Below are 19757 nucleotides of genomic sequence, written 5' to 3' on the forward strand. Positions count from 1 at the left end.
ATCCGGTTGATGTAATCTGAAAAGTCCGTGACCATCGGGAGCCGTCCCCCTCCTCTTTTTGAGGGGCAAGTGGTCGGGGAATGTAATACACCGACATTAACTTGCTAACCTAAAAAAGATGTGTTTCCCGGCTTACAAGTGGAATCCTTTCTTCTTCGGTTTCGGTCGGACAGAAACCTCGCTTGCTTTATTCTCCACCGCTCTTTTGCCACATAGGAAATCGTTCAAATCCTTGTACCCTGCGTAGTGGATGGAAGCATCCCAAACCCGATAGGAAAATACCCGTTGCAATTCCAAACATGCCTTATTTCCTGCTTGGTCATTGTCGAAAAAACAATGGATACGTTCATAGTCCGATAACCCGTTCATTGCCTTGCCAAGATTGGAAACGGAGTTGAGAACCATGTAATCCTGTCCTTTCAAGTTAGGGGATTGCGGATTCTTCCGTTTTCGGATAGTTAGGAAAGAAAGATAATCCATGAAGCCCTCGAACAGGTAACATGAATCTTTCCGTTCGCCATGATGCTGTATATGGCTGACATCTTTCGGAGATATGCAGCCCTTGAATGGAAAATTTAAAGTCGATTGACCCACTATTATAAAAGTCTTCTGACCCACCTTTATAACCGAAACTGATCCGCTGTGATTATAATAAAAATTGCCCCTATATAATTACCATATTTCAGTCTTGTTTTCGTACTTTACAAAGCATTTTAACCCGGTATTATTAACCGAATAAAATTTTAAAGAATGAAAATAAGAATCAAGCACATACTGCGGTGTTATCAGTCAGGAATGAGTATCCGCGGTATCAGTTCTTCTCTCCTTGTTTCACGTAATACAGTCAAACGTTATATCCGTATATACGAAGATATGGGTATAGAACTTGAGCGTCTGTTGAAAATGGACGAGCAGCATCTGCATGAGCTTTTCGGTACGGAGACTGACAAAGAATCGTCTGGATCTGCAGAGTATAAGTATCTTCAAGAACGTATACCTGATTACATGAAACGACTTAAGGTCCGTGGGACAACAAGAAGGTCCTTGTATGAGGAATATCTTAAAAATCGTCCACAAGGTTACAGCTACTGTTCTTTTTGTTTGTATATCAGACGAGAAAGGGAAGTAAAGATTCCTGTTGGACGCATAGATCATATAGCCGGTGATCAGATGTATGTGGATTTTGCCGGTGACAAACTTTATCTCTCATACGAAAGAACAGGCAATAAGGTTCCCGTAGAAGTATTTGCCGCCATACTTCCATGCAGCCAGATTACCTATTACGAGGCTGTACCATCACAAAAGAAAGAACACCTTATCCAGGCATGTGAAAATGCTTTCCATTATTTTGGAGGTGTCCCCAATGCCATAGTTCCAGACAACCTGAGATCAGCCGTAACAAAGCCTGGAGGTGTTGAACCTGTAATCAATGACGACTTTGCTGCATTTGCAGACCATTATGGATGTGTTGTCTTCCCGGCAAGAGTACGAAAGCCTAAAGACAAAGCTCTGGTTGAGAATGCTGTAAGACTGCTCTACAGGGAGGTGTATTCAAAGATGACGGGATTGAAATTCAATGATCTTGAAGCCTTGAACATAGAAATAATGAAGCATACGGATGCGTTGAACAGCCGAAAGATGTACAATCGCAACTACAGCCGTCGGGAACGTTTCCTCGAAGTCGAGAAAGACAGGCTGCATACATTGCCGGCAACAAAATTTATATCAAAAAGCCGGAAAACGGCAACTGTCATGAGAAACAGTTATGTATCGCTTAACAATCACTATTACAGTGTTCCTAAAGAGTATATCGGCGATACTGTAGAATTACTGTATGATGGGGACACAGTGGAGATATATCATAAGTTCAGACACATAACGACACATCGAAAGGATGATACACCTTTCACTTATTCAGAAAAACCGTCCCACAAACTTTCGGGAGTGCCACATGAATACAGAATCAGAATGGATGATATATACCGCAAGGCATGTGGAATTGATCCGGTATTGGAAGAGTACATAAAGCGTGTGGCCGTTGCCAAGAAATATCCGGTCCAGGCCGTACGTTCAGCCGATGGCATATTAAGTCTTGTGGAGCGTTTCGGACATGACAGGGTGGTTCTTTCATGTCAGGTGGCAATGGAATTCGGTATGTTCGGATACAACGAACTTGAAAGTATTCTGGTAAACAGGGAAGATGAGAAGTATCATGTACAGATGGAGGGACAGGCTCCAGAACTTACCCCCAAACACAGAAATCTCAGAGGCAAGGATTATTTTAACTCTAAAAACATGGATAAAAATGACAAGTAATAATAAAACAAGCAGAACTGTCGGAAAAAATATGGACAGAATAATGGAACTACTCTCCAAGTTACGTTTTTACGGTATGCTTGAAACATATAGAAATGACTGCAGGACCACATCCTCTGATGGTATGACAAACGATGAGTTTCTTAAATGGCTTCTTGAAAGCGAATATGATTACAGACGCAATGTAAGCATTGAGAGACTGATAAAGTCTGCAAACTTCAGATATAAGGCATATATGGAAAAAATAGACTATACCATAAAACGTAACCTTGACCGTAACCAGCTTGAGAGACTTGCATCTCTTGATTTTATAAGAGACGGACAGAATGTTTTCATCACGGGAAGCTCCGGTACAGGTAAAAGCTATATAGCTTCAGCCATAGGATATGAGGCATGTAAGAATGGAATAAAGACTTTGTATTCAAATGCGTCAAAGCTTATGGGACAGCTTAAAATTGCCAAAAACAAGGGCACTATAGAATCTGAGATGAAAAAAATAGAAAAGTGTCAACTGCTGATTCTTGACGATCTGTTTCTTATAGGACTGGATACCAGGGAAAGGTCAATCCTTATGGAAATAATAGAAGACAGACACGGATTAAAATCAATCATAATAACATCACAACTTCCTGTCGAAAGCCGGTATGATGCAATTGGTGATCCTACAGTAGCTGACGCAATCCTGGACAGAATTGTACATACAGCACACAAGATTGAACTTACCGGGGATTCTGTAAGAAAGATTAATGCTAAAAAGAAATAGTATATATTGTAGATTATTATAATTGAAAATGACCCGGGTTAAAATGCATTTTTCTTTATTTAAATCTAATATTTTTTTGATGGGTCAATTTAGAGTATAATAGTGGGTCAATCGACTTTAAATTTTCCACATTTACAACAACTTAAAAGGTTTTCGGTGCAAGCCGCAAAACAGCTCTGTGTGGCTGGTGCAAGGAGGTGTGTCGTAATGCACGATACACCTTCTTTTTTATTCATTACTATACAACTCGGTTCATTTTCTTTAAGCTGCGATATTTTGAGGATTTCTTTGATTTATGTGTTCGCAACATCTAAATATAGCTACTGTAAACTCATAAAACCGTCTAATCAGCCAATCCATACCTTCTTTAGCCATTTTTGCACACATCTTTTTTATATTGAAGGCAACGGCAAAGAAGGCAAAGTCCATGAAGACCTTATCCTTTCCAAAATGGCGGAAACGTTTGTAATTCATATTGTTTTTCATTTGTCCGAACACGGCTTCCGGTTCTATGCATCTCTGTCCTCTGTGTTTCAGTCCTTCCTTGGAACATAGCAACTCTTTAGCTTTCTGCCTGTATTTTCTGAGCCTGTGATTCAGTTCTATCGTCCTGTTTCCTTTTGCTTTAAAACATCGGCATCTTAGCGGACAGCCTTCACATCTGACGGCTCTGTATCTGGCATTCTCGCTGACATATCCGGATGCGGTTTTCACATGTCCGGTCCCTATTCTTTGCATCTTCTGTCCCATGGGGCAAATGCAAAAGTCATGTTCTTCATTGTAGTAGAAGTTTTCCGCCTTGAACGGGTCCGGTTTGAACCTCGACCGCTGTTCCATGTGGAAGTAGTTGTACTTGACGTAGGCTTCCATACCGTTTTCTGACATGAAGCGGTAATTCTCCTCAGAACCGTAGCCGGAATCGGCCACCACCGTATGGGCCAACCTGTCATATCTGCCTGAGAAGGATTGCAGGAAAGGTATCATGGTCAGTGTATCCGTAGGGTTCGGGAAGAGTGCAAAATCGGTAATGAACTGGTTCTCGGTGCCGATCTGGAGGTTGTAACCGGGCTTTGTCTGGCCGTTACGCATGGCATCCTCCTTCATTCTCATGAAAGTAGCGTCCTTGTCCGTTTTGGAATAGGAGTTCCTGTCCTGCAGCGTGTCCAGATGGTTGTCGTATTCCTGCAGCGTGTCCCTGTGCTCCTCCAGTTCCTTCAGCTGTTTGCGTTTCTTTTTCAACGCAGTCTTTTCCTCTTTCGTGGAGGGTTCAGGAACCTGTTCAAGGGCTTGACGCAATTCTCCCGCCATTTCAGTCAGCATGGCCGGAGTGAATTCTATTTCCTCATTGCTTTCCGATGAGTTCTCCTGGGCGATGACATCGTCTGTCTGTTCCAACAGGACATGTATCTTCTTCATCAGGCGTTCACGGTTCCGCTCAACCGTTTTTCGCCAGACGAAAGTATACTTGTTGGCTTTGGACTCAATCTTGGTCCCGTCAATATATTCCACATTCAGGCTGATGAAGCCTTTGGAAGAGAGAAGGAGTACGGTTTGGGTAAATACTTCGTTGATTTCCTTCTTCACCCGGTTGCGGAAACGGTTGATGGTAATGAAATCCGGTTTCTCATATCCGGCAAGCCAGATATAATGGATGTCACGGTGAAGGAGCTTTTCAATTTTCCGGCAGGAATAGACGTTGTTCATATAGGCATATAGAATGACCTTGAGCATCATCCTGGGATGGTAAGGGCTGCGGCCGCATTCCTTATACAACTTCCTGAAACTTTCAAGATTCAGGCTATCAACCAGAGCGTTAACCATGCGCACCGGATCATTCTCTGCAATATCCTCGTCAATTCTTTGAGGAAAAAGAACTGTTTGGTTGGGATTGTAAGGACGAAAATGTATCTTTGTCATAGTATAAATTGTATGCTTAAAGATACAAATTCTTTAGGTAATAACAAAGCCCCAGCTTGTGAAAGTAGGGGCTTTGTGCATAAAAAAAGAAGGTGCGCATTTTGACACACCTTCTTGCACCACAGAAATACACACTGAAAATCAATACTTTACACTTCGAGTAAAACCACTGGTGCAACCTCGTTTCTTGCACCGCCTCCTGCTTTTATGCTTTTCCTGTAATCCGGTAATCCCGAAAAATAAAAAATCCCCCGAAACATTTCCCTTTTTCGGTCAAAATCCCTATATTTGCATCAGTTCCAAGAGCAAAGCGAAGCAATGCAGCGAAACCCGCACAGCTACCAAATCGCTACCGGCTACCGAACTTTCTACTCTTTAAGTCTTATCTACCAACCGATTACAAAAAAACGATTGTTTTTTTTGAAAAAAACTTTCTTTTTTCTTGAGATAATGGATGAAAAATGAGGTGCAGACAGATTCTTAATGAAAAGAAGAAAGTATTTTTGCAGAAAATGGAATGATGATGTATATCAATTGTCTCTTTTAAACAAGTAAAAAAGGAATGTCTCTTCCCTGGTTTAAGGAAGAGAATAGGAGAGGGGAATAATTGTTTTGTGTGCGATATAAATGCCGGGCAAGATGTATGATTACATTTGCTTGTAATCCTTGGCCAATCCTCCTTCACTTGTTTCTTTATAGAGTGACGGTAGGTCATGTCCGGTCTGTTGCATCACTTGCACTACTTTATCGAAAGAGACACGGTGCATGCCATCGGTGAAAGCTGAATAAAGATTAGCATCCAGCGCACGTGCGGCGGCGTATGCATTTCGTTCGATGCAGGGAATTTGTACCAATCCGCATACCGGGTCGCATGTCATTCCCAAATGGTGTTCCAAGCCCATTTCTGCTGCATACTCAATTTGTGCAGGACTGCCCCCGAACAATTGATTGGCGGCAGCCGAAGCCATTGCGCAGGCAACGCCTACTTCTCCCTGACAACCTACTTCTGCTCCGGAAATGGATGCGTTGAATTTGACGATATTGCCAAACAGGCCGGCAGTGGCTAACGCACGTAAAATGCGCATATCGCTAAAGTCACGGCTTTTTTGAAGATGATAAAGTACGGCAGGCATGACTCCGCAGGAACCACAAGTAGGAGCGGTTACTATTTTACCACCGGAAGCATTTTCTTCACTTACGGCTAAAGCATAAGAGAAGACGAGTCCTCTGGATTGCAGGGATTGTTTGTATCCGGTAGCACGTATGTAATAAGTGGAAGCTTTCCGCCGGAGATTTAGTGGTCCGGGTAGTACGCCTTCTGCTTCGAGTCCACGGTGGATGGCATCTTTCATGGTAGTCCATACTTCAGCCAGGTAGTCCCATATATCTTCTTCTTCACATTCTTTTACATATTCCCAATAACTTTTTCCGGTATCTTCACACCATTGGAGTATTTCGGTCATGTTTTCCATACCATATACATCGGGGCTTTCGATGGTTGGATTGTTATTATTTTCTGCCAGTGCACCACCGCCGATGCTATAAACAGTCCAATTCTCCTGCACTTTATTGTTGCTATCCAGAGCTGCGAATGTCATTCCGTTCGGATGAAACGGTAGAAAGACTTTGGGCTGCCACACAATTTCTACCGGGGCAATGGGTTGCAAGGTGTCTATGATGGCCACATCCGTCATGTGGCCTTTGCCTGTAGCAGCTAAACTACCGTAAAGGGTTACTTTAAAAGATGCAGCATCCGGATGACGCTCCAGAAACATTTCGGCAGCTTTACGTGGTCCCATAGTGTGGCTACTGGAAGGTCCTGTGCCTATTCTGTATAGCTCTTTAATCGATTTCATGACTGATGATGTGTTTTTGTTAATACCATTTCTTTTTTCTGAAGTACAAATATACAATAATACCGATAATTGCCATTACAATCCAAGCAAATAAATACCCGTATTGCCATTCGAGCTCGGGCATCCATTTGTTCTTTGGACGTTTTGTTTACAGGTTAGTCCAAATCGACTACTGTGATTCCGGCACCGCCAAACTGCACATGTTCGTCGGCATAGTGATTCACTCCCGGTACGGTGGCCAGATACTGGCGGATTAGTGTACGAAGTATTCCCGTTCCTGTGCCGTGAAGGATACGTACACGGTTCATGCCGACTAATATGGCGTCATCAATAAAATAGGTGACTGCTTGCAGAGCTTCGTCTCCGCGCATTCCGCGTACGTCAATGTCTTGTTTGAAGCTAAGCTTCTTTTCGTACATCTGATCGTGTGTCTGGCTACTGACAAAGGTGCTTTTGGCGATTCCTTCCGTCTTGGGTGCGTTATTGGTACGTTCCAGACGGTCTGTTTTTACGGTCGTTTTTATACTTCCAAAAGCAACGGTCGCATTTTTACCATTGATTTCCATCACTTGGCCGACACTTGTCTGTCCTTTGATTTTTACATTATCACCTACTGCAATCGGCACTATTTTAGGAGCACTTGACGGGGAAGAGGCTGCGGCTTTCGGTTCGTTTTTCTTATTTTTCTTCCGTTCTTGTTTCTCCTTTAATTTCTCCATTTTCCGCGCAATCTTCTCTTCATGCTCTTTAGAAGCCAGCGCATCTAAAGAAGTACGGAAGTCTGTCAGCTCCTGACGTGCTTGGCGTGTCTTTTCCTTTTCAGCTTGTGCTTCCTTGATGGTGCGTATTGTATTTTCAATGCGTGCATTGGATTCCTGGAGCATCCGTTCCGCTTCTTCTTTTGCTTGCCGGATGATCTCTTTCCTTGATTTCTGTAACTCTTCCATTTCCGTTTGGTAGCGGGCAATGGTTTCTTCCATGTGCTTTTCCCGTTGACGGATAGTTTGACGTTTTCCTTCCCAGTAACGCTTGTCGCGCACGATGTCCTGAAGGTATTTGTCGGCATTGATATATTCGCTTCCTACGATTTCCGAAGCATCTGCAATGACATCTTCCGGCAATCCGATTTTTCGTGCGATTTCTACGGCAAACGAACTTCCGGGATTTCCGATTTGTAGTTGGAAAAGTGCTTGCATGAGATGGCGGTCGTAAAGCATGGCTCCGTTCACTACTCCTTCATGATCTTCGGCAAAATGTTTCAGATTCTGGTAGTGGGTGGTGATGACTCCGAAGGTTCTTTTCTGGTTGAAACGTTTCAGGACGGCTTCGGCAATAGCACCTCCAATTTGCGGTTCCGTACCTCCACCGAACTCGTCAATCAGGATAAGGCTCCGTTTGTTGCAACTTTTCATCATGATTTTCATATTGGTCAGGTGAGAAGAGTAGGTACTCAAATCGTCTTCAATAGATTGCTCATCACCAATATCGATAAAGATGCTGCTGAATATACCGGTGTGACTGCGTTCGTGCAAGGGAATGAGCATACCGCATTGCAACATATATTGCAGTAAACCGACTGTTTTGAGGCAGACGGACTTACCTCCGGCATTCGGACCGGATATAATAAGAATACGTTGTTTTTGATTCAGTTCTATATCCAGCGGTACGACTTTCTTTCCGTGTTTGGCAAGTGAAAGTTGTAATAAAGGATGCACAGCCATTGTCCAGTCCAGTAGTTGCTCATTCTCTACAGCGGGCTTCAGGCTATTGGTCTGTATGGCGAAATAGCTTTTCGCACGGATAAAATCTATTTCTGCCAGAAATTCGTATGATTGAAGAATTTCCGGGATAGACGGACGGAGCACGTTTGAAAACTCGGTAAGGATGCGAATAATTTCGCGTCGTTCGTCGCCTTCGAGTTCGCGAATACGGTTGTTGGCTTCTACGACTTCCGCCGGTTCTATAAACACGGTTTTTCCGCTAGCGGATTCGTCGTGTACAATACCTTTGATTTTTCGCTTGAGTCCGGGGGCGACGGGGATTACCAAACGTCCGTCACGCATGGTGGGAGCTACGTCTTTATCTACGTATCCTTCGGATTGTGCGTTGCGCAAGATGCTGTTTAACGAGCGGGAAATATTTCCCATCGTACTGGCAAGCTCGCGACGTATACGGGCTAATTCGGTGGAAGCATTATCCTTGATTTTTCCATATTTGTTAAGGATGCCGTCTATTTTTCCTATCAGTTGTGGGAAAACGGCTATATCTCCTGCCAATCGTTTCAGGCTGGGGTAGGGGGTGTCGTTCTCTTCTTCATCTTCATTTCGATGGAGAAAGCGTACAATGTCACGGATGGTTTCTAACGAACGGCGCAGGTCGAATAGTTCTTGCTCGTCCAGATACATTCCTTCTATCCGCACTCGCTTTAGCGAAGGGCGGACATCAAAGAAAAATTGATCGGGAAATCCATCTTCTTCCTGAATGATGCGAACAAACTCTGTTACCTGGTTTAATTTTTCCTCTACTTCTTCATATTGCTCAGAAAAGTTCATGTCTGTGACTCTTTCTTCGCCTAAAGTGCTGAGACACTTATCTTTTAGTAACTGCCTGATTTGATCGAATCCTATCTTTTGCTCAAAATTTTGAGGGTATATCATATCTTTGTTCTTACTAATGGACTGCAAAAATACGATTATTTTGCGAAAAAATTATCAGAATGTTTGCAGATTTAAAAATGATTCGTATCTTTGCACCGCTTTCAACGGAAAGCACTTCTGATAAAGGAGTTTTGGAGAGGTGGCAGAGTGGTCGATTGCGGCGGTCTTGAAAACCGTTGTACTGCGAGGTACCCGGGGTTCGAATCCCTGTCTCTCCGCAATAAACGCTGAAAATCAGCAAATTGCAAAGCAAACACCCAATTTTACACCCAAGAATGTAAAATTGGGTGTTTTTGTATTCTTTAAGATTGATAGTATGGGAAGGTAAGTGGAAAACCTCCCTTTTAACGTGCAAACCACTTGTTTTTTCTTGGATATAACGGGGAATTTACGGATTAATCTCAACTATTAAAAACTGTCATTCAACAAGTTCAAATTCACATTTTCCCGATTCACATCCATTGAATATAACAGCAATCTGATGAATGCCGGGATAAAAAGTTCTTGTCGTTATGGGGCGAAACGAATGTTTCCTATTGACTTCCGTAATGGAGTTTCCTTTGTATTCCTTCTCACTGATTTTATAGACTTTCCTCGTCATCTCTCCATTCATTTTCCGATAATAGATTCCGTATTCCAATCTTATTGTCCGTTTTTCCGTATTATAATTGTTTAGATTAAAACAAAATTCAACAGAATCACCCATTTTTATTCTTTTTGTAAGAATCTTAAAGTCACCTATGCTGATATTGTCATTCAAACTCAGTCCAAACAGGTTCAATATCTCGTGATTCCCCTGCTTAAGCAATGTTCGGCATCCATGCTTGATAACCCAATCAATATTCTCTGATTGCCCTTTCCATTTTTTAGCCAAAGCAATTACGATTTGTGGATTATCCTTTGAAATATCGTTCAGGTTATTGGCAACACTCAACCTTACAAACCTGGATGGATCGTTTTTCAGATTTTCCATAATCGGAATGATGGGAGCTGGATTTTCTTTTAATTTAGGCAATGACATCGCCCACGGCAGACGAGGTCTGCACCCTTCCGATGCAAGCCTCCTTACCCCCCAGTGCGGATGTTTTGACCAAGCCAACATCTGTTTCATCATTTCATCTTGATATTTCACAATAAAGGCATGGGTCACAAATTCGCAAGTCGTGAATTGCGTAATTCGCTCAATGGCTTTCACTGATGTCTCATAGTCCTCTATTCCATATCGCTCCACATAATGGTCCAAAATAACCCCATATTCTAATGTCAGCAAATTGAAATTTTTATCGTCTATCTTTGAAAAATCGAGCAGTCTAACTTTTACACAGTCTAATAATTTAAAGATTTTCGCAACAGCTTCTTTATACTCGGTTGGCATAAACTTGTGCAGAACAGTAGTTATGTGTGCAATCCGCTGCTTATAACCTCTGTTCTCCCATTCTTCATCCATAACTAAAGTTACAAACTTGTCTACACTCATGTTCTGGAGAACAAGAGACAAGTCGTTGACAAACCTTCCAAAGAATGGCTTATCAAACATATTTTTAAAAGATTCTGCCATTACTTTTATCTTACTACTATACCATTTTCGATGTTGATTTCAATTTCATAGTCCTTTATATCCTTGATTCCGATGCCGCTATGAGTTCTTTATCTGCTTCGATATTCTTCATCTACAAAATAATACAATGCTCCATAGCACGATGGAGCGATTTATAAATGCAGAAGCACAAACTACTGATGCAACACTCGAAGTCGAAAGTCGTAGGAAACCTTGTGTACAGATGTAGAGGTAGCAGCCCATGCTGTATGCGTGAGAACCACTATGCAATCCCAGTACACTGGTGAATTTCCTACGTTCTCGACTTACAAGAGAGCATAACGCTTCTTATTTTCTTATTTCTTGGAAAGAGTTGCCCCTATCCGAATGCAAAATTAGTTATTTTATTGATGTTTTGGATTATATAGAGCGGAATTATAGCTTGAATCCTCTATTTTTTCTTGGCTCTTCCGCTGACTGTCGTAAACTTTGCCGTAATTTATTCCACTGTTCTTTGAACCATTCGTCTATCGACTGCTTGTTTATGGTCAGTATCAGTTTGCTATCATCGGTTGGATTCTTTTCCACCTTGAAAATATCATTCTTGATGTCAAACTTCCGTCTGTGTTCTTCGGAATAAATCCTGCCATTGCACCTGATAGCCTCTTTCTTGGTCAGGAGGCTCTCTATCATTTCTTTGGTGAAGCCGATGGCAGCACACAATTTTTCCATTCTCAACATCTCCCTGAGCATCGGAAACCACTTGAAAGCCTTTTCAAGCAAGGTATTCAGCCGTGATATTTCCTTGTCTTTGGCTTCAAGTTCCTGATTGTGTATTCCTTGAAGATTGCGTATCTGCTTGCCGTGCTGTTCCTGCATACGTTGCATTTGGGCTTTCAAGTCATCAATGCCCTTGTCCCGTTTGGCAATTTCCTGACGCAATTCGTCATTGGATTGCTCCAGTTTCTTCATTTTCCCGCTGCCGAAAAGAGAACCCACTCCGCTTGCTATGACAGTGGCAGCATCGGTAGCCACGCTTTTGAGCTTGTCCGTGCGTATCTCCGATTTTACCTGTCTGAGTTCCTGTTCTGCAAGGTTTACCTGCTGTTCCTTATGCCGCTTTATGGCTTCTATGCGTTGCAGTTCGGCTTTCTGTTTCTCAATGATGAAATCGTTTCGTTCCAAATGTTCTTTGCCAGTAACATTTTTTGATTGCCCACGTTCCATCATTAGAATGTCTGATGCCAAAGTCTGCATTGCTGCCATATCCTCGTCATTGAGTTTGCGGCTCTTTCCTGTATCGTGGTTCATCCAGTCAAAAACAATATGGGCATGATAATTCGGCTTGAACCATTTTCCACCCACTTGGAAACTCTCCTTGTCTTCTGTGTCAGGCTTTCCACCCAGCCAATGCCCCTCATCCTTATGCAGGAATATTTGGAGTGGCGTGATGCCCCAGCGTCTTTGGCACTCCTCGCCAAATTTATGCACATCTGCCAGTGTGGTGTCAGGTCTGATGAGCAATACTCCCTCACGTATGGGGGAACATCCTGCCACCTTGATTATTTTACCATTCTTTCCTTTGCGTTCCCGCTCTTTTTCCTGCATGGCACGTCCGGTCTTTTCCTTGACCATCCGTTTGATATTGTCGTAGTGCGTTTGCAGTTCGAGAGTGCCGAAGTTCGGGTTTATCCATTGTTCGTTGTCGGCAGAAAGTTCGGACACAACATAGATTTTGGACATCCCGATGTTTCGTATATACTCGGCAGTCCTTCGGTTATGCGCCTCACTCGATGCGATGTTGCAAGGCTTTATGTGTATGCTTGATTTTGTTGCCATAGCTTCTTTTTTTTGTTTACATTAGATTACTTTGTCCGCTTCCGTAACGGGGTTCTTAGGGGTAACCCATAAGCGGAGATTGCAAAGAGAGGGTCACTCTTTGCTCGGGGTTCTCAGGGGTGAAACGCCCTGAGTGGGTCATTAGGGCAAAGTCCTAATCCCCTCGGGAGAGCCCACAACTACGAAAGCGGAGCGTGTAGTTATAGTGGGCTATAACCGAAAGCCGTTCTTCTTTTTCGGTGGCTGGGTGTGCGTCTCTTTTACGGATTGGATTTGCCCTTTTCTTTCAGCCTGTTTCTGTAGGTATTCGTTCAAGTCCTTGCATTCGCTGTAGGTCTGCGAAGCGTCACGGATGTATAAATCCCTGCCGTATTCCATACGGATTTGCCGGAGTGCTTCCATCCCTGCACGGTCATTGTCAAAGAAACAATGGATGCGCTCGTAGCTACCCAAAGGATAGAGAGCCTTGCTTACATTCGATACGGAGTTCAGCACAATGTAGTCCTGTCCGTCCAACTCCGGATAATTCGGGCAGCTCTCCTGTCTCAATGTCAGAAAGGAGAGGTAGTCCATGAATCCCTCGAACACATAACACGTTTCCCTCGCTTTTCCCGACTGTCTGATATGGGAGATTTCCTTAGGGGCTATACAGCCTTTGAAATAGCGGTTGCGAATCTCATAGCCGCCCGATACATTAGGAAAGGCAATGGCGAAATACCGCCTGCCGTTGTTGGTGAAATGAGCTTCTCTGCATTCTCTTTTTGCCAGTTCCGTATTTATTCCCCTTTCCTGCAAATAGGAGAGCAGGGCAGGAGAAGAGAGCGGTACAATCTCCAGTTGCTGGAAACTTGGCTCGGAAAATGATTGCTTGCCAAAAGAGAAAGACACTGGGCGGATGTGTGGTGTCTGTTCCTCAATTTTCTGTAAGATGTAGGAAATGCAGGTGGAACAATAAAGCTCCTGTGCCAGTTCGATGATGCCGCCACCTTTGCCGAGTGCAAAATCATACCATTGGTTACGTTCTGTATTCACTTTGAACGAGGCTTCCGTTTCTTCCCTTAGCGGTGATTTATACCATAGGTTGATACCCTGTTGTTTGACGGGAGAATATCCCAAACTGTGAAGATAATCTGCTATCCTGATTTGCTTGGTTGTCTGTATATCCATAAAATGATTGTTTTAGTAGTTGGTGAATTGATTTATTTTTCTTTTCGCCCGTACCATTTTAAGAAGTACGGTCTATATAACCACTTCACTAAATTGTCGTATATATAGAGTACGGCAATAAAGTGAAGCGGTTTATCCATTCCTTGCATCACTTCGCTTTATCCTTAATATATAGACCCACAGAATAAAGTGAAGCGATTACAAGCAACAGGCTAATAGTGGAAGTCGGGCATGAATGTGTATTTTCTGCCGTTCTCCTGCACTATCATCCGCTTGTTGCGAAGCATGGTGATGAGCGGTACCGCCTTTTGATGGTTCAGCTTTACACCTATTGACGTATAGCTTTTGATTAAGGCATCTTCCAGCTCCTTGTAGCCATATTCCTCTTTCAGTCCGAAAACCGCTTCCAGTGCGATGCGGTGCTGTTGTTCGGTGATGTGCCTGTAAGGGTCGAACTTTTCTTCCTCGGGTCTTCCCGGTTTCCTGCTTTCTGTTTTGTAACCCTCTATGAGTTCGGGCAAGGCACTGTCGTTGATGCGAAAGGCAAAAGGCTCGAAATCCATTGCCCGGATGTGCATGGCTGAAACACTGCTTATATCCCCGTTACTCTTGTCCTTTTCCACCAGCAATACGGTTTCCGCCTTATTGTTTAACTCCGTGCCGATATGCCCTCTCGCATTCTCATCCCCTTTGTTCTGATGCAGTATCGTATGGATATGTATCTGCCTGTCGTCCGTCCACTGCATCAGTTTGGATATGATGCGTGTGGATTCGCCGGAACTGTTGATATCATATACCATGTCACGGATACCATCTATGATTACAAGACCAATGTCGGGCGTATTATAGATAGCCTGTTCGACAATCTTTATACGCTGCTCAGGTGTGTATTTTCTCAAGGCGAGAAACTCAAGGTTCTCATTATCCCTGTCATCAGGCAAGCCTGCCATCCGTAAAATACGTTTCATGACTTTCAGACAATGATAAGGACTTTGCTCCGTATCAACATAAAGCACTTTCCGCTTCCCGTCGGAGAGTTCCGCTACATACCGCAACACTGTGCCATTCTTCAATGCGGCGGCTACGATAGCCGAAACATTGAATGTCTTTTTACTTTTGGCTTTGCCGATGGATGCACTGAAATTGCCCAATGTCCCAATGACAGAACCATGCACTTTGAGGATTTCAGGTGCTTTCTCATAACTTTTCGACAGACTCAAACGTGAGGCTTGCCAAAGGATTACGGCTTCTTCTGCCGATATGTCCTTAAACTCTTTCATATAGTCCATAGCCATTCCTCCCGTTATTTCCGTCCTCCGGTTTTCTTTCCTGCCAGTTCAAGGGCAAGCTCCACATCCACGATAATCTTGCGTCCTATCTGGGTGATGGCTTTGTCAATCTTTCCGCTTTTCTTGATGCGGTTGGCGGTTGGCAGGCTGCACCCAAATAGTTTGGCTATGCCCAGTATTCCGTACACATACTTTCTTTCTGTGTCCGTAACGGGTCGTGGTTGCACTTCCACTTGATGGGAAGCGTGTTTGCTCAGGAATATGAACTCTTCGCCTGTCATCTGCCAGACGGGTTTTAATAATAACTCTTGAAGATTTGTCATCGTTCAATCTATTTAGCCGTTAAACAATCAGCCCTGCGCACTGGCTGTTATCTCTGTTCTCGAACGATGCAAAATTAGGTAGGGGCGTGAGTGGTAAGGATGTGGTTGGTGTAAATGGAATATCCTGTTATTTCTCTGAATATCAGATAATAAAAATACCACTCAAAAATTAATTTGAGTGGTAAAAGTGGTAATTTCGTAAAATGTCAGGACATATTACGGATTATCGGAATATTGCGTCCATTTCTTTGGCGAACTTCTGGTTACTGTCACTTGGAAAATCCGACACCGGTTCCTTGTACTTTGACTTGTAGTAGTTCTCGTCAATATCCAACTGTTTCAGGATTGTATTCTTCCATTTATCCCTGTCTTGTTTGGGCAGTCTTTCACTCATCAGGAATATCAGGTAACACACCCGTATCTTTTCCCTTGCCTTGATTTTTAATCCCTTTTCACAGGAGGATAGGTTCATGTTGGCATAGAAGTCGTGTGTTGTAATATCTTCAAACTGTTCCCCCACACAGACTTTATGAATAAGCGAAAGTAATTCTGCATCGAAATATTCGGGTTGCTCCTTTGGCGCATCCTGCTGTTTCTCTTGCTTGCTCGTTTCATCCGGCTTGTCTTTTGCTACGGGAATATATTTTGCTAATATTTCCATAAAATGGAAACTCAATTTATAAATATCTCCGCAACAGTTCTCAATATATTGGAGAGATTCCTTTCTTGCCTGCCTTTCCAATTCATAAAGCCTGTCCAGTTCTTCTTTTTCCTTCTCATATTCAGCCTTGCAGCGTTCATACTCCTTTTCGGCTTGCTTTTCTTCTGCTGCCGTATGTACCCTGTAGCCAATGGAATCATACCTGTTGTATGCTTCATTCAAAGGCTTGCTTAATTTTTGTGTAACCTCCAATTGTGCCTTTATATCAGCGTCATATCTGCCTGCGAAGTTGTAGCATACACGAGAAATTACCTCGTTATCAAACAATGGATGTTTTTCGTAAATCAGTATGTTTTTCTCTATTTCGGTTCTCAGGCTGTTGAGAACTAGAGTATATTGTTCCTTCGGTTTGTCAAGCACCAGTTCAAGGATGGCGGCTTCGAAAGCTTTTGTGTCATTGTATTGCTTGTAGAAGTCCGTGATGAATTTCTGCCTGTCAAAAGAGAAAGTATGGCTGATTATAAAGTCGCTGTATATCCGGTTGAGTTCACCATATTTGGGAATCATAATCTGTATTTCTCCTGCCATATACGCTTAGTTTACGGGTTCTTATCTTTATCAAGAAAGGAAGTCAGTTCTTCCTCCACTTCCTCTATACTTGGCAGAGCCGATTTTAAGTTTTCAGGTATAGCCTTGCTCAACTGGTAATCGCTGATGCCTATCGGCTGGTCGTAGCCTGTCAATGCGTATTGCGCTACAACTTCGTCTTTCCCCTTGCACAGCAACAACCCGATAGTCTTGTTGTCATGCTCTCCCCTCAGTTTATCATCCACTACATTGATGTAGAAGTTCAGTTGTCCCGCATACTCCGGTTTGAATGGGGTAGCCTTTAATTCTACTACAATGTATGCGTGTAAGGGAATGGAATACAGAATCAAGTCTGCATAGAAATCGCTGTTACCAATTTGAAAATGCTTCTGTCGGGCAACGAAAGCAAAGCCATTTCCCATTTCCAGCAAGTAACGTGTGACGTGCTTAACCAGTTGTTCTTCTATGTCCCTTTCGTCCGCCTTTTCCTTAGTTCCAGCCAAGTCAAAGATGTATGGGTCTTTTAGAAGGTAATTGGCAAGGTCGCTTTGCGGTGCAGGAAGCGTGGCTGTGAAATTGTTAATCTTGTTGTTGCTGATTTGTCTGCTATACAGATTGGTTTCAATTTGTATTTTAAGAACATTGCTGCTCCAGCCCATTTCCACGGACTGTTTCATGTACCAATAGCTTACACCCAATGGAAGCGAACTGTTAAGCATAATCACATGGCTTGCCCAATTGGTTCTTGCAACAGGTGATGCCATAAATATGTTTTCTATATCCTTAATTTCCATACGGTAAATGTCGGATACGGTTTTGGCAACATTATGAATTTGTGCAAGAGGTTCTTGCGTGATTATAATTTCTTTGTTATCAACGGATTGAATTTGCGCAAGAGGCTCTTGCGTAAATTGCACATCGTTTAAGTAGCGTACTTCGTCTGCAATTTTTTCCACGCTTGGAGCTATCAGCTTTGCGTCCGTTTCAATGAAATTCTGTAATGTCCTTAAAGGATACGCCTTTGCAAACTGACACATATAGGTAAGGTTGCGTTCCGAATAGCCTTTCTTTTCAGGGAAATTCAGCCGGATAGCCTTTGCCAACTGTTTGATGGTTTTGCTTCCCCATCCGTGCAGTTGCTGATGATAGAGAATATAGTTGCCCATTTTCCAGTAGTGGAACAACATTTGCGCATTGGCTGCGGTAATCAGCCGTACTTGCGCCTGTTGTATTTCTGAACCGACAGCATTTATAAATGCGTCAAAGTTCGTCTTTTCTATGTTATGTCCGTTGTTGTTCATCTTATGATATTTTCAGAATACAAATATACTTCAATGGTGGTAATCCATGAAACTAATTGATACTTTTATAGTTGATTAAACTTGTTCATGGCGTTTGCCCTGATGTCATCCGCTATGTCAATATAGGGTTTCATGGCTTTGTAATCACTGTGTCCAGTCCATTTCATAACCACCGGTGCCGGAATTCCGAGTGCCAACGCATTACAGATGAAAGTCTTTCTTCCGGCATGGGTACTTAACAATGCGTATTTGGGTGTGACTTCATCTATGCGCTCATTTCCCTTGTAGTAGGTTTCCCGTACAGGCTCGTTGATTTCCGCCAGTTCACCCAGTTCTTTCAGATAATCGTTCATCTTCTGATTACTGATGACGGGCAATGCCATGTGGTTCTCGAAATGAACATCCTTGTATTTTTCAAGAATGGCTTTGCTGTGGTCGTTCAGTTCGATTATCAGGCTATCCGCAGTCTTGACTGTGGTGACTTCAATGTGGTCGGGCTTAATATCACTTCTTTTCAAGTTACGGACATCCGAATATCGTAAGCTCGTGAAGCAACAGAACAGAAAGACATCCCTGACACGTTCCAAATACTGCTTGTCATGCGGTATTTGATAATCTTTCAGCTTGTTCAGTTCATCCCATGTCAGGAATATTACCTTTTTAGGGGTTGTTTTCAATTTGGGCTTGAATGCGTCGTATGCAATGTTCTGATGATGCCCTTTTTTGAAGCTCCAACGCAGGAACCATTTGAGAAATCCCATTTGTTTACCGATGGTGCTGTTTCTCATGTCCTTTTTGTCACGCAAGAAATTGACATACTCATTTAGCCCGAATTCGTTGAAGTATTCAAAGGTTACATCCTCCTTGAACTCTTTGAGGTGATTTCTTACCGCTGCAAATTTCTCGTATGTGGATGCCGTCCAATTATTCTGGTTGCCACACTCTTTTACAAACTCATCAAACACTTCCCAAAAACTAATCTGTGCTTCTTCCTGTTGTTCTTCACTGCTGTCTTTCATCCGCAGATTGAACGCATCCTTTAGCTGTTGGGTGGTGGGTATGGTTTCCTGCACCTCAAACTCCTTGAACACGTTTTGCATTTCGGCATAGTATTTCAGCAAGTCTGCATTGATTTCGGATGCGCTTTGTTTCAGCTTGTTGGTGCATCCGTTCTTTACCCGTTGTTTGTCGGCATCCCATTTGGCTACGTCAATCCGGTAGCCTGTTGTAAACTCGATGCGTTGGCTTGCGTATATGACACGCATACGGATAGGCACGTTCTCTACGATTGGCACACCGTTCTTCTTCCGGCTCTCCAATGCAAAAATGATGTTACGTTTGATATTCATAATTGGGTGCGTTTGAAATTCTACACCCAAATATACACCCAAAAATTGAAATAGCAAAAGGCATTTAGAAAGATTTAGATTTACTTTGCATTGTATATAATATATGATTATCAGTGATTTGCAATTTTATGATATTTTCTGAAAGCATAGGTTCTGGAGCCTCTCTCTCCGCTGAACAAACCGGACAATACCGG

14 protein-coding genes, 1 tRNA gene and 1 pseudogene are annotated in these 19757 nt (G+C 42.9%); 3 read left to right on the forward strand and 13 right to left on the reverse strand.

Features of this window, described 5'->3' with window-relative positions; translation table 11 throughout:
* Positions 1 to 132: 132 nt before the first annotated feature.
* Complete coding sequence (locus A4V03_RS05470) at positions 133 to 618, reverse strand: toprim domain-containing protein (RefSeq protein ID WP_065538225.1); 486 nt, start codon at positions 616 to 618, stop codon at positions 133 to 135.
* A gap of 132 nt (positions 619 to 750) precedes the next feature.
* On the opposite strand from A4V03_RS05470, the gene istA reads away from it, so the two are divergent.
* Entirely contained in the window at positions 751 to 2316 is a 1566-nt protein-coding gene (gene istA, locus A4V03_RS05475; protein ID WP_065538200.1) for an IS21 family transposase, read from the forward strand.
* Positions 2306 to 3079 carry an IS21-like element helper ATPase IstB gene (gene istB, locus A4V03_RS05480; protein WP_065538226.1) on the forward strand — a complete coding sequence of 258 codons (774 nt, stop codon included), beginning with the start codon at positions 2306 to 2308 and terminating at the stop codon, positions 3077 to 3079. The genes istA and istB overlap by 11 nt, the downstream gene beginning before the upstream one ends.
* A gap of 261 nt (positions 3080 to 3340) precedes the next feature.
* Here istB and A4V03_RS05485 read toward each other — a convergent pair whose 3' ends face one another.
* The 4 genes and pseudogenes from A4V03_RS05485 to A4V03_RS05495 form a co-directional block, all read right to left on the reverse strand.
* Entirely contained in the window at positions 3341 to 4996 is a 1656-nt protein-coding gene (locus A4V03_RS05485) for an IS1182 family transposase (protein ID WP_065538227.1), read from the reverse strand.
* 647 nt (positions 4997 to 5643) lie between these two features.
* Positions 5644 to 6852, reverse strand: a complete 1209-nt coding sequence (locus A4V03_RS05490) for an L-serine ammonia-lyase (protein WP_065540302.1) — start codon at positions 6850 to 6852, stop codon at positions 5644 to 5646.
* 19 nt (positions 6853 to 6871) lie between these two features.
* Positions 6872 to 6982 (reverse strand): annotated as a pseudogene (locus A4V03_RS20650) (CorA family divalent cation transporter); the annotation flags it as partial.
* A gap of 25 nt (positions 6983 to 7007) precedes the next feature.
* Positions 7008 to 9509 carry an endonuclease MutS2 gene (locus A4V03_RS05495; RefSeq protein WP_065538228.1) on the reverse strand — a complete coding sequence of 834 codons (2502 nt, stop codon included), beginning with the start codon at positions 9507 to 9509 and terminating at the stop codon, positions 7008 to 7010.
* Positions 9510 to 9642: 133 nt separating this feature from the next.
* On the opposite strand from A4V03_RS05495, the gene A4V03_RS05500 reads away from it, so the two are divergent.
* A tRNA-Ser gene (locus A4V03_RS05500) sits at positions 9643 to 9727 on the forward strand.
* 200 nt (positions 9728 to 9927) lie between these two features.
* Here A4V03_RS05500 and A4V03_RS05505 read toward each other — a convergent pair.
* The 8 genes from A4V03_RS05505 to A4V03_RS05545 form a co-directional block, all read right to left on the reverse strand.
* Complete coding sequence (locus A4V03_RS05505) at positions 9928 to 11067, reverse strand: DNA alkylation repair protein (protein ID WP_065538229.1); 1140 nt, start codon at positions 11065 to 11067, stop codon at positions 9928 to 9930.
* Between the two features lie 414 nt (positions 11068 to 11481).
* Positions 11482 to 12885: a GumC domain-containing protein gene (locus A4V03_RS05515; RefSeq protein WP_065538230.1), complete on the reverse strand. Its 1404-nt coding sequence runs from the start codon at positions 12883 to 12885 to the stop codon at positions 11482 to 11484.
* 210 nt (positions 12886 to 13095) lie between these two features.
* On the reverse strand, positions 13096 to 14052 hold the full coding sequence (locus A4V03_RS05520) for a toprim domain-containing protein (protein WP_065538231.1): 957 nt from the start codon (positions 14050 to 14052) through the stop codon (positions 13096 to 13098).
* Between the two features lie 212 nt (positions 14053 to 14264).
* Entirely contained in the window at positions 14265 to 15341 is a 1077-nt protein-coding gene (locus tag A4V03_RS05525) for an AAA family ATPase (protein WP_065540303.1), read from the reverse strand.
* A gap of 14 nt (positions 15342 to 15355) precedes the next feature.
* Positions 15356 to 15664 carry a DUF3853 family protein gene (locus A4V03_RS05530; RefSeq protein ID WP_071807639.1) on the reverse strand — a complete coding sequence of 103 codons (309 nt, stop codon included), beginning with the start codon at positions 15662 to 15664 and terminating at the stop codon, positions 15356 to 15358.
* 223 nt (positions 15665 to 15887) lie between these two features.
* Positions 15888 to 16913 carry a hypothetical protein gene (locus A4V03_RS05535; RefSeq protein ID WP_065538232.1) on the reverse strand — a complete coding sequence of 342 codons (1026 nt, stop codon included), beginning with the start codon at positions 16911 to 16913 and terminating at the stop codon, positions 15888 to 15890.
* Between the two features lie 11 nt (positions 16914 to 16924).
* The gene (locus tag A4V03_RS05540) at positions 16925 to 18214 is read right to left on the reverse strand and encodes a PDDEXK nuclease domain-containing protein (protein WP_065538233.1); all 1290 of its coding nucleotides are present in this window, start codon (positions 18212 to 18214) and stop codon (positions 16925 to 16927) included.
* A gap of 65 nt (positions 18215 to 18279) precedes the next feature.
* Positions 18280 to 19563, reverse strand: a complete 1284-nt coding sequence (locus A4V03_RS05545) for a site-specific integrase (protein ID WP_065540305.1) — start codon at positions 19561 to 19563, stop codon at positions 18280 to 18282.
* Positions 19564 to 19757 lie beyond the last annotated feature (194 nt).

This window comes from Bacteroides caecimuris, assembly GCF_001688725.2.
In the GTDB taxonomy this organism is placed as follows: Bacteria; Bacteroidota; Bacteroidia; order Bacteroidales; family Bacteroidaceae; genus Bacteroides; species Bacteroides caecimuris.

Coding starts and splice junctions, on each gene's coding strand:
- A4V03_RS05495 (WP_065538228.1), bottom strand. CDS start 9,509: ATGATATACCCTCAAAATTTTGAGCAAAAGATAGGATTCGATCAAATC.
- A4V03_RS05525 (WP_065540303.1), bottom strand. CDS start 15,341: ATGGACTATATGAAAGAGTTTAAGGACATATCGGCAGAAGAAGCCGTA.
- A4V03_RS05545 (WP_065540305.1), bottom strand. CDS start 19,563: ATGAATATCAAACGTAACATCATTTTTGCATTGGAGAGCCGGAAGAAG.
- A4V03_RS05520 (WP_065538231.1), bottom strand. CDS start 14,052: ATGGATATACAGACAACCAAGCAAATCAGGATAGCAGATTATCTTCAC.
- A4V03_RS05515 (WP_065538230.1), bottom strand. CDS start 12,885: ATGGCAACAAAATCAAGCATACACATAAAGCCTTGCAACATCGCATCG.
- A4V03_RS05535 (WP_065538232.1), bottom strand. CDS start 16,913: ATGGCAGGAGAAATACAGATTATGATTCCCAAATATGGTGAACTCAAC.
- istB (WP_065538226.1), top strand. CDS start 2,306: ATGACAAGTAATAATAAAACAAGCAGAACTGTCGGAAAAAATATGGAC.
- A4V03_RS05540 (WP_065538233.1), bottom strand. CDS start 18,214: ATGAACAACAACGGACATAACATAGAAAAGACGAACTTTGACGCATTT.
- A4V03_RS05530 (WP_071807639.1), bottom strand. CDS start 15,664: ATGACAAATCTTCAAGAGTTATTATTAAAACCCGTCTGGCAGATGACA.
- istA (WP_065538200.1), top strand. CDS start 751: ATGAAAATAAGAATCAAGCACATACTGCGGTGTTATCAGTCAGGAATG.
- A4V03_RS05490 (WP_065540302.1), bottom strand. CDS start 6,852: ATGAAATCGATTAAAGAGCTATACAGAATAGGCACAGGACCTTCCAGT.
- A4V03_RS05485 (WP_065538227.1), bottom strand. CDS start 4,996: ATGACAAAGATACATTTTCGTCCTTACAATCCCAACCAAACAGTTCTT.
- A4V03_RS05505 (WP_065538229.1), bottom strand. CDS start 11,067: ATGGCAGAATCTTTTAAAAATATGTTTGATAAGCCATTCTTTGGAAGG.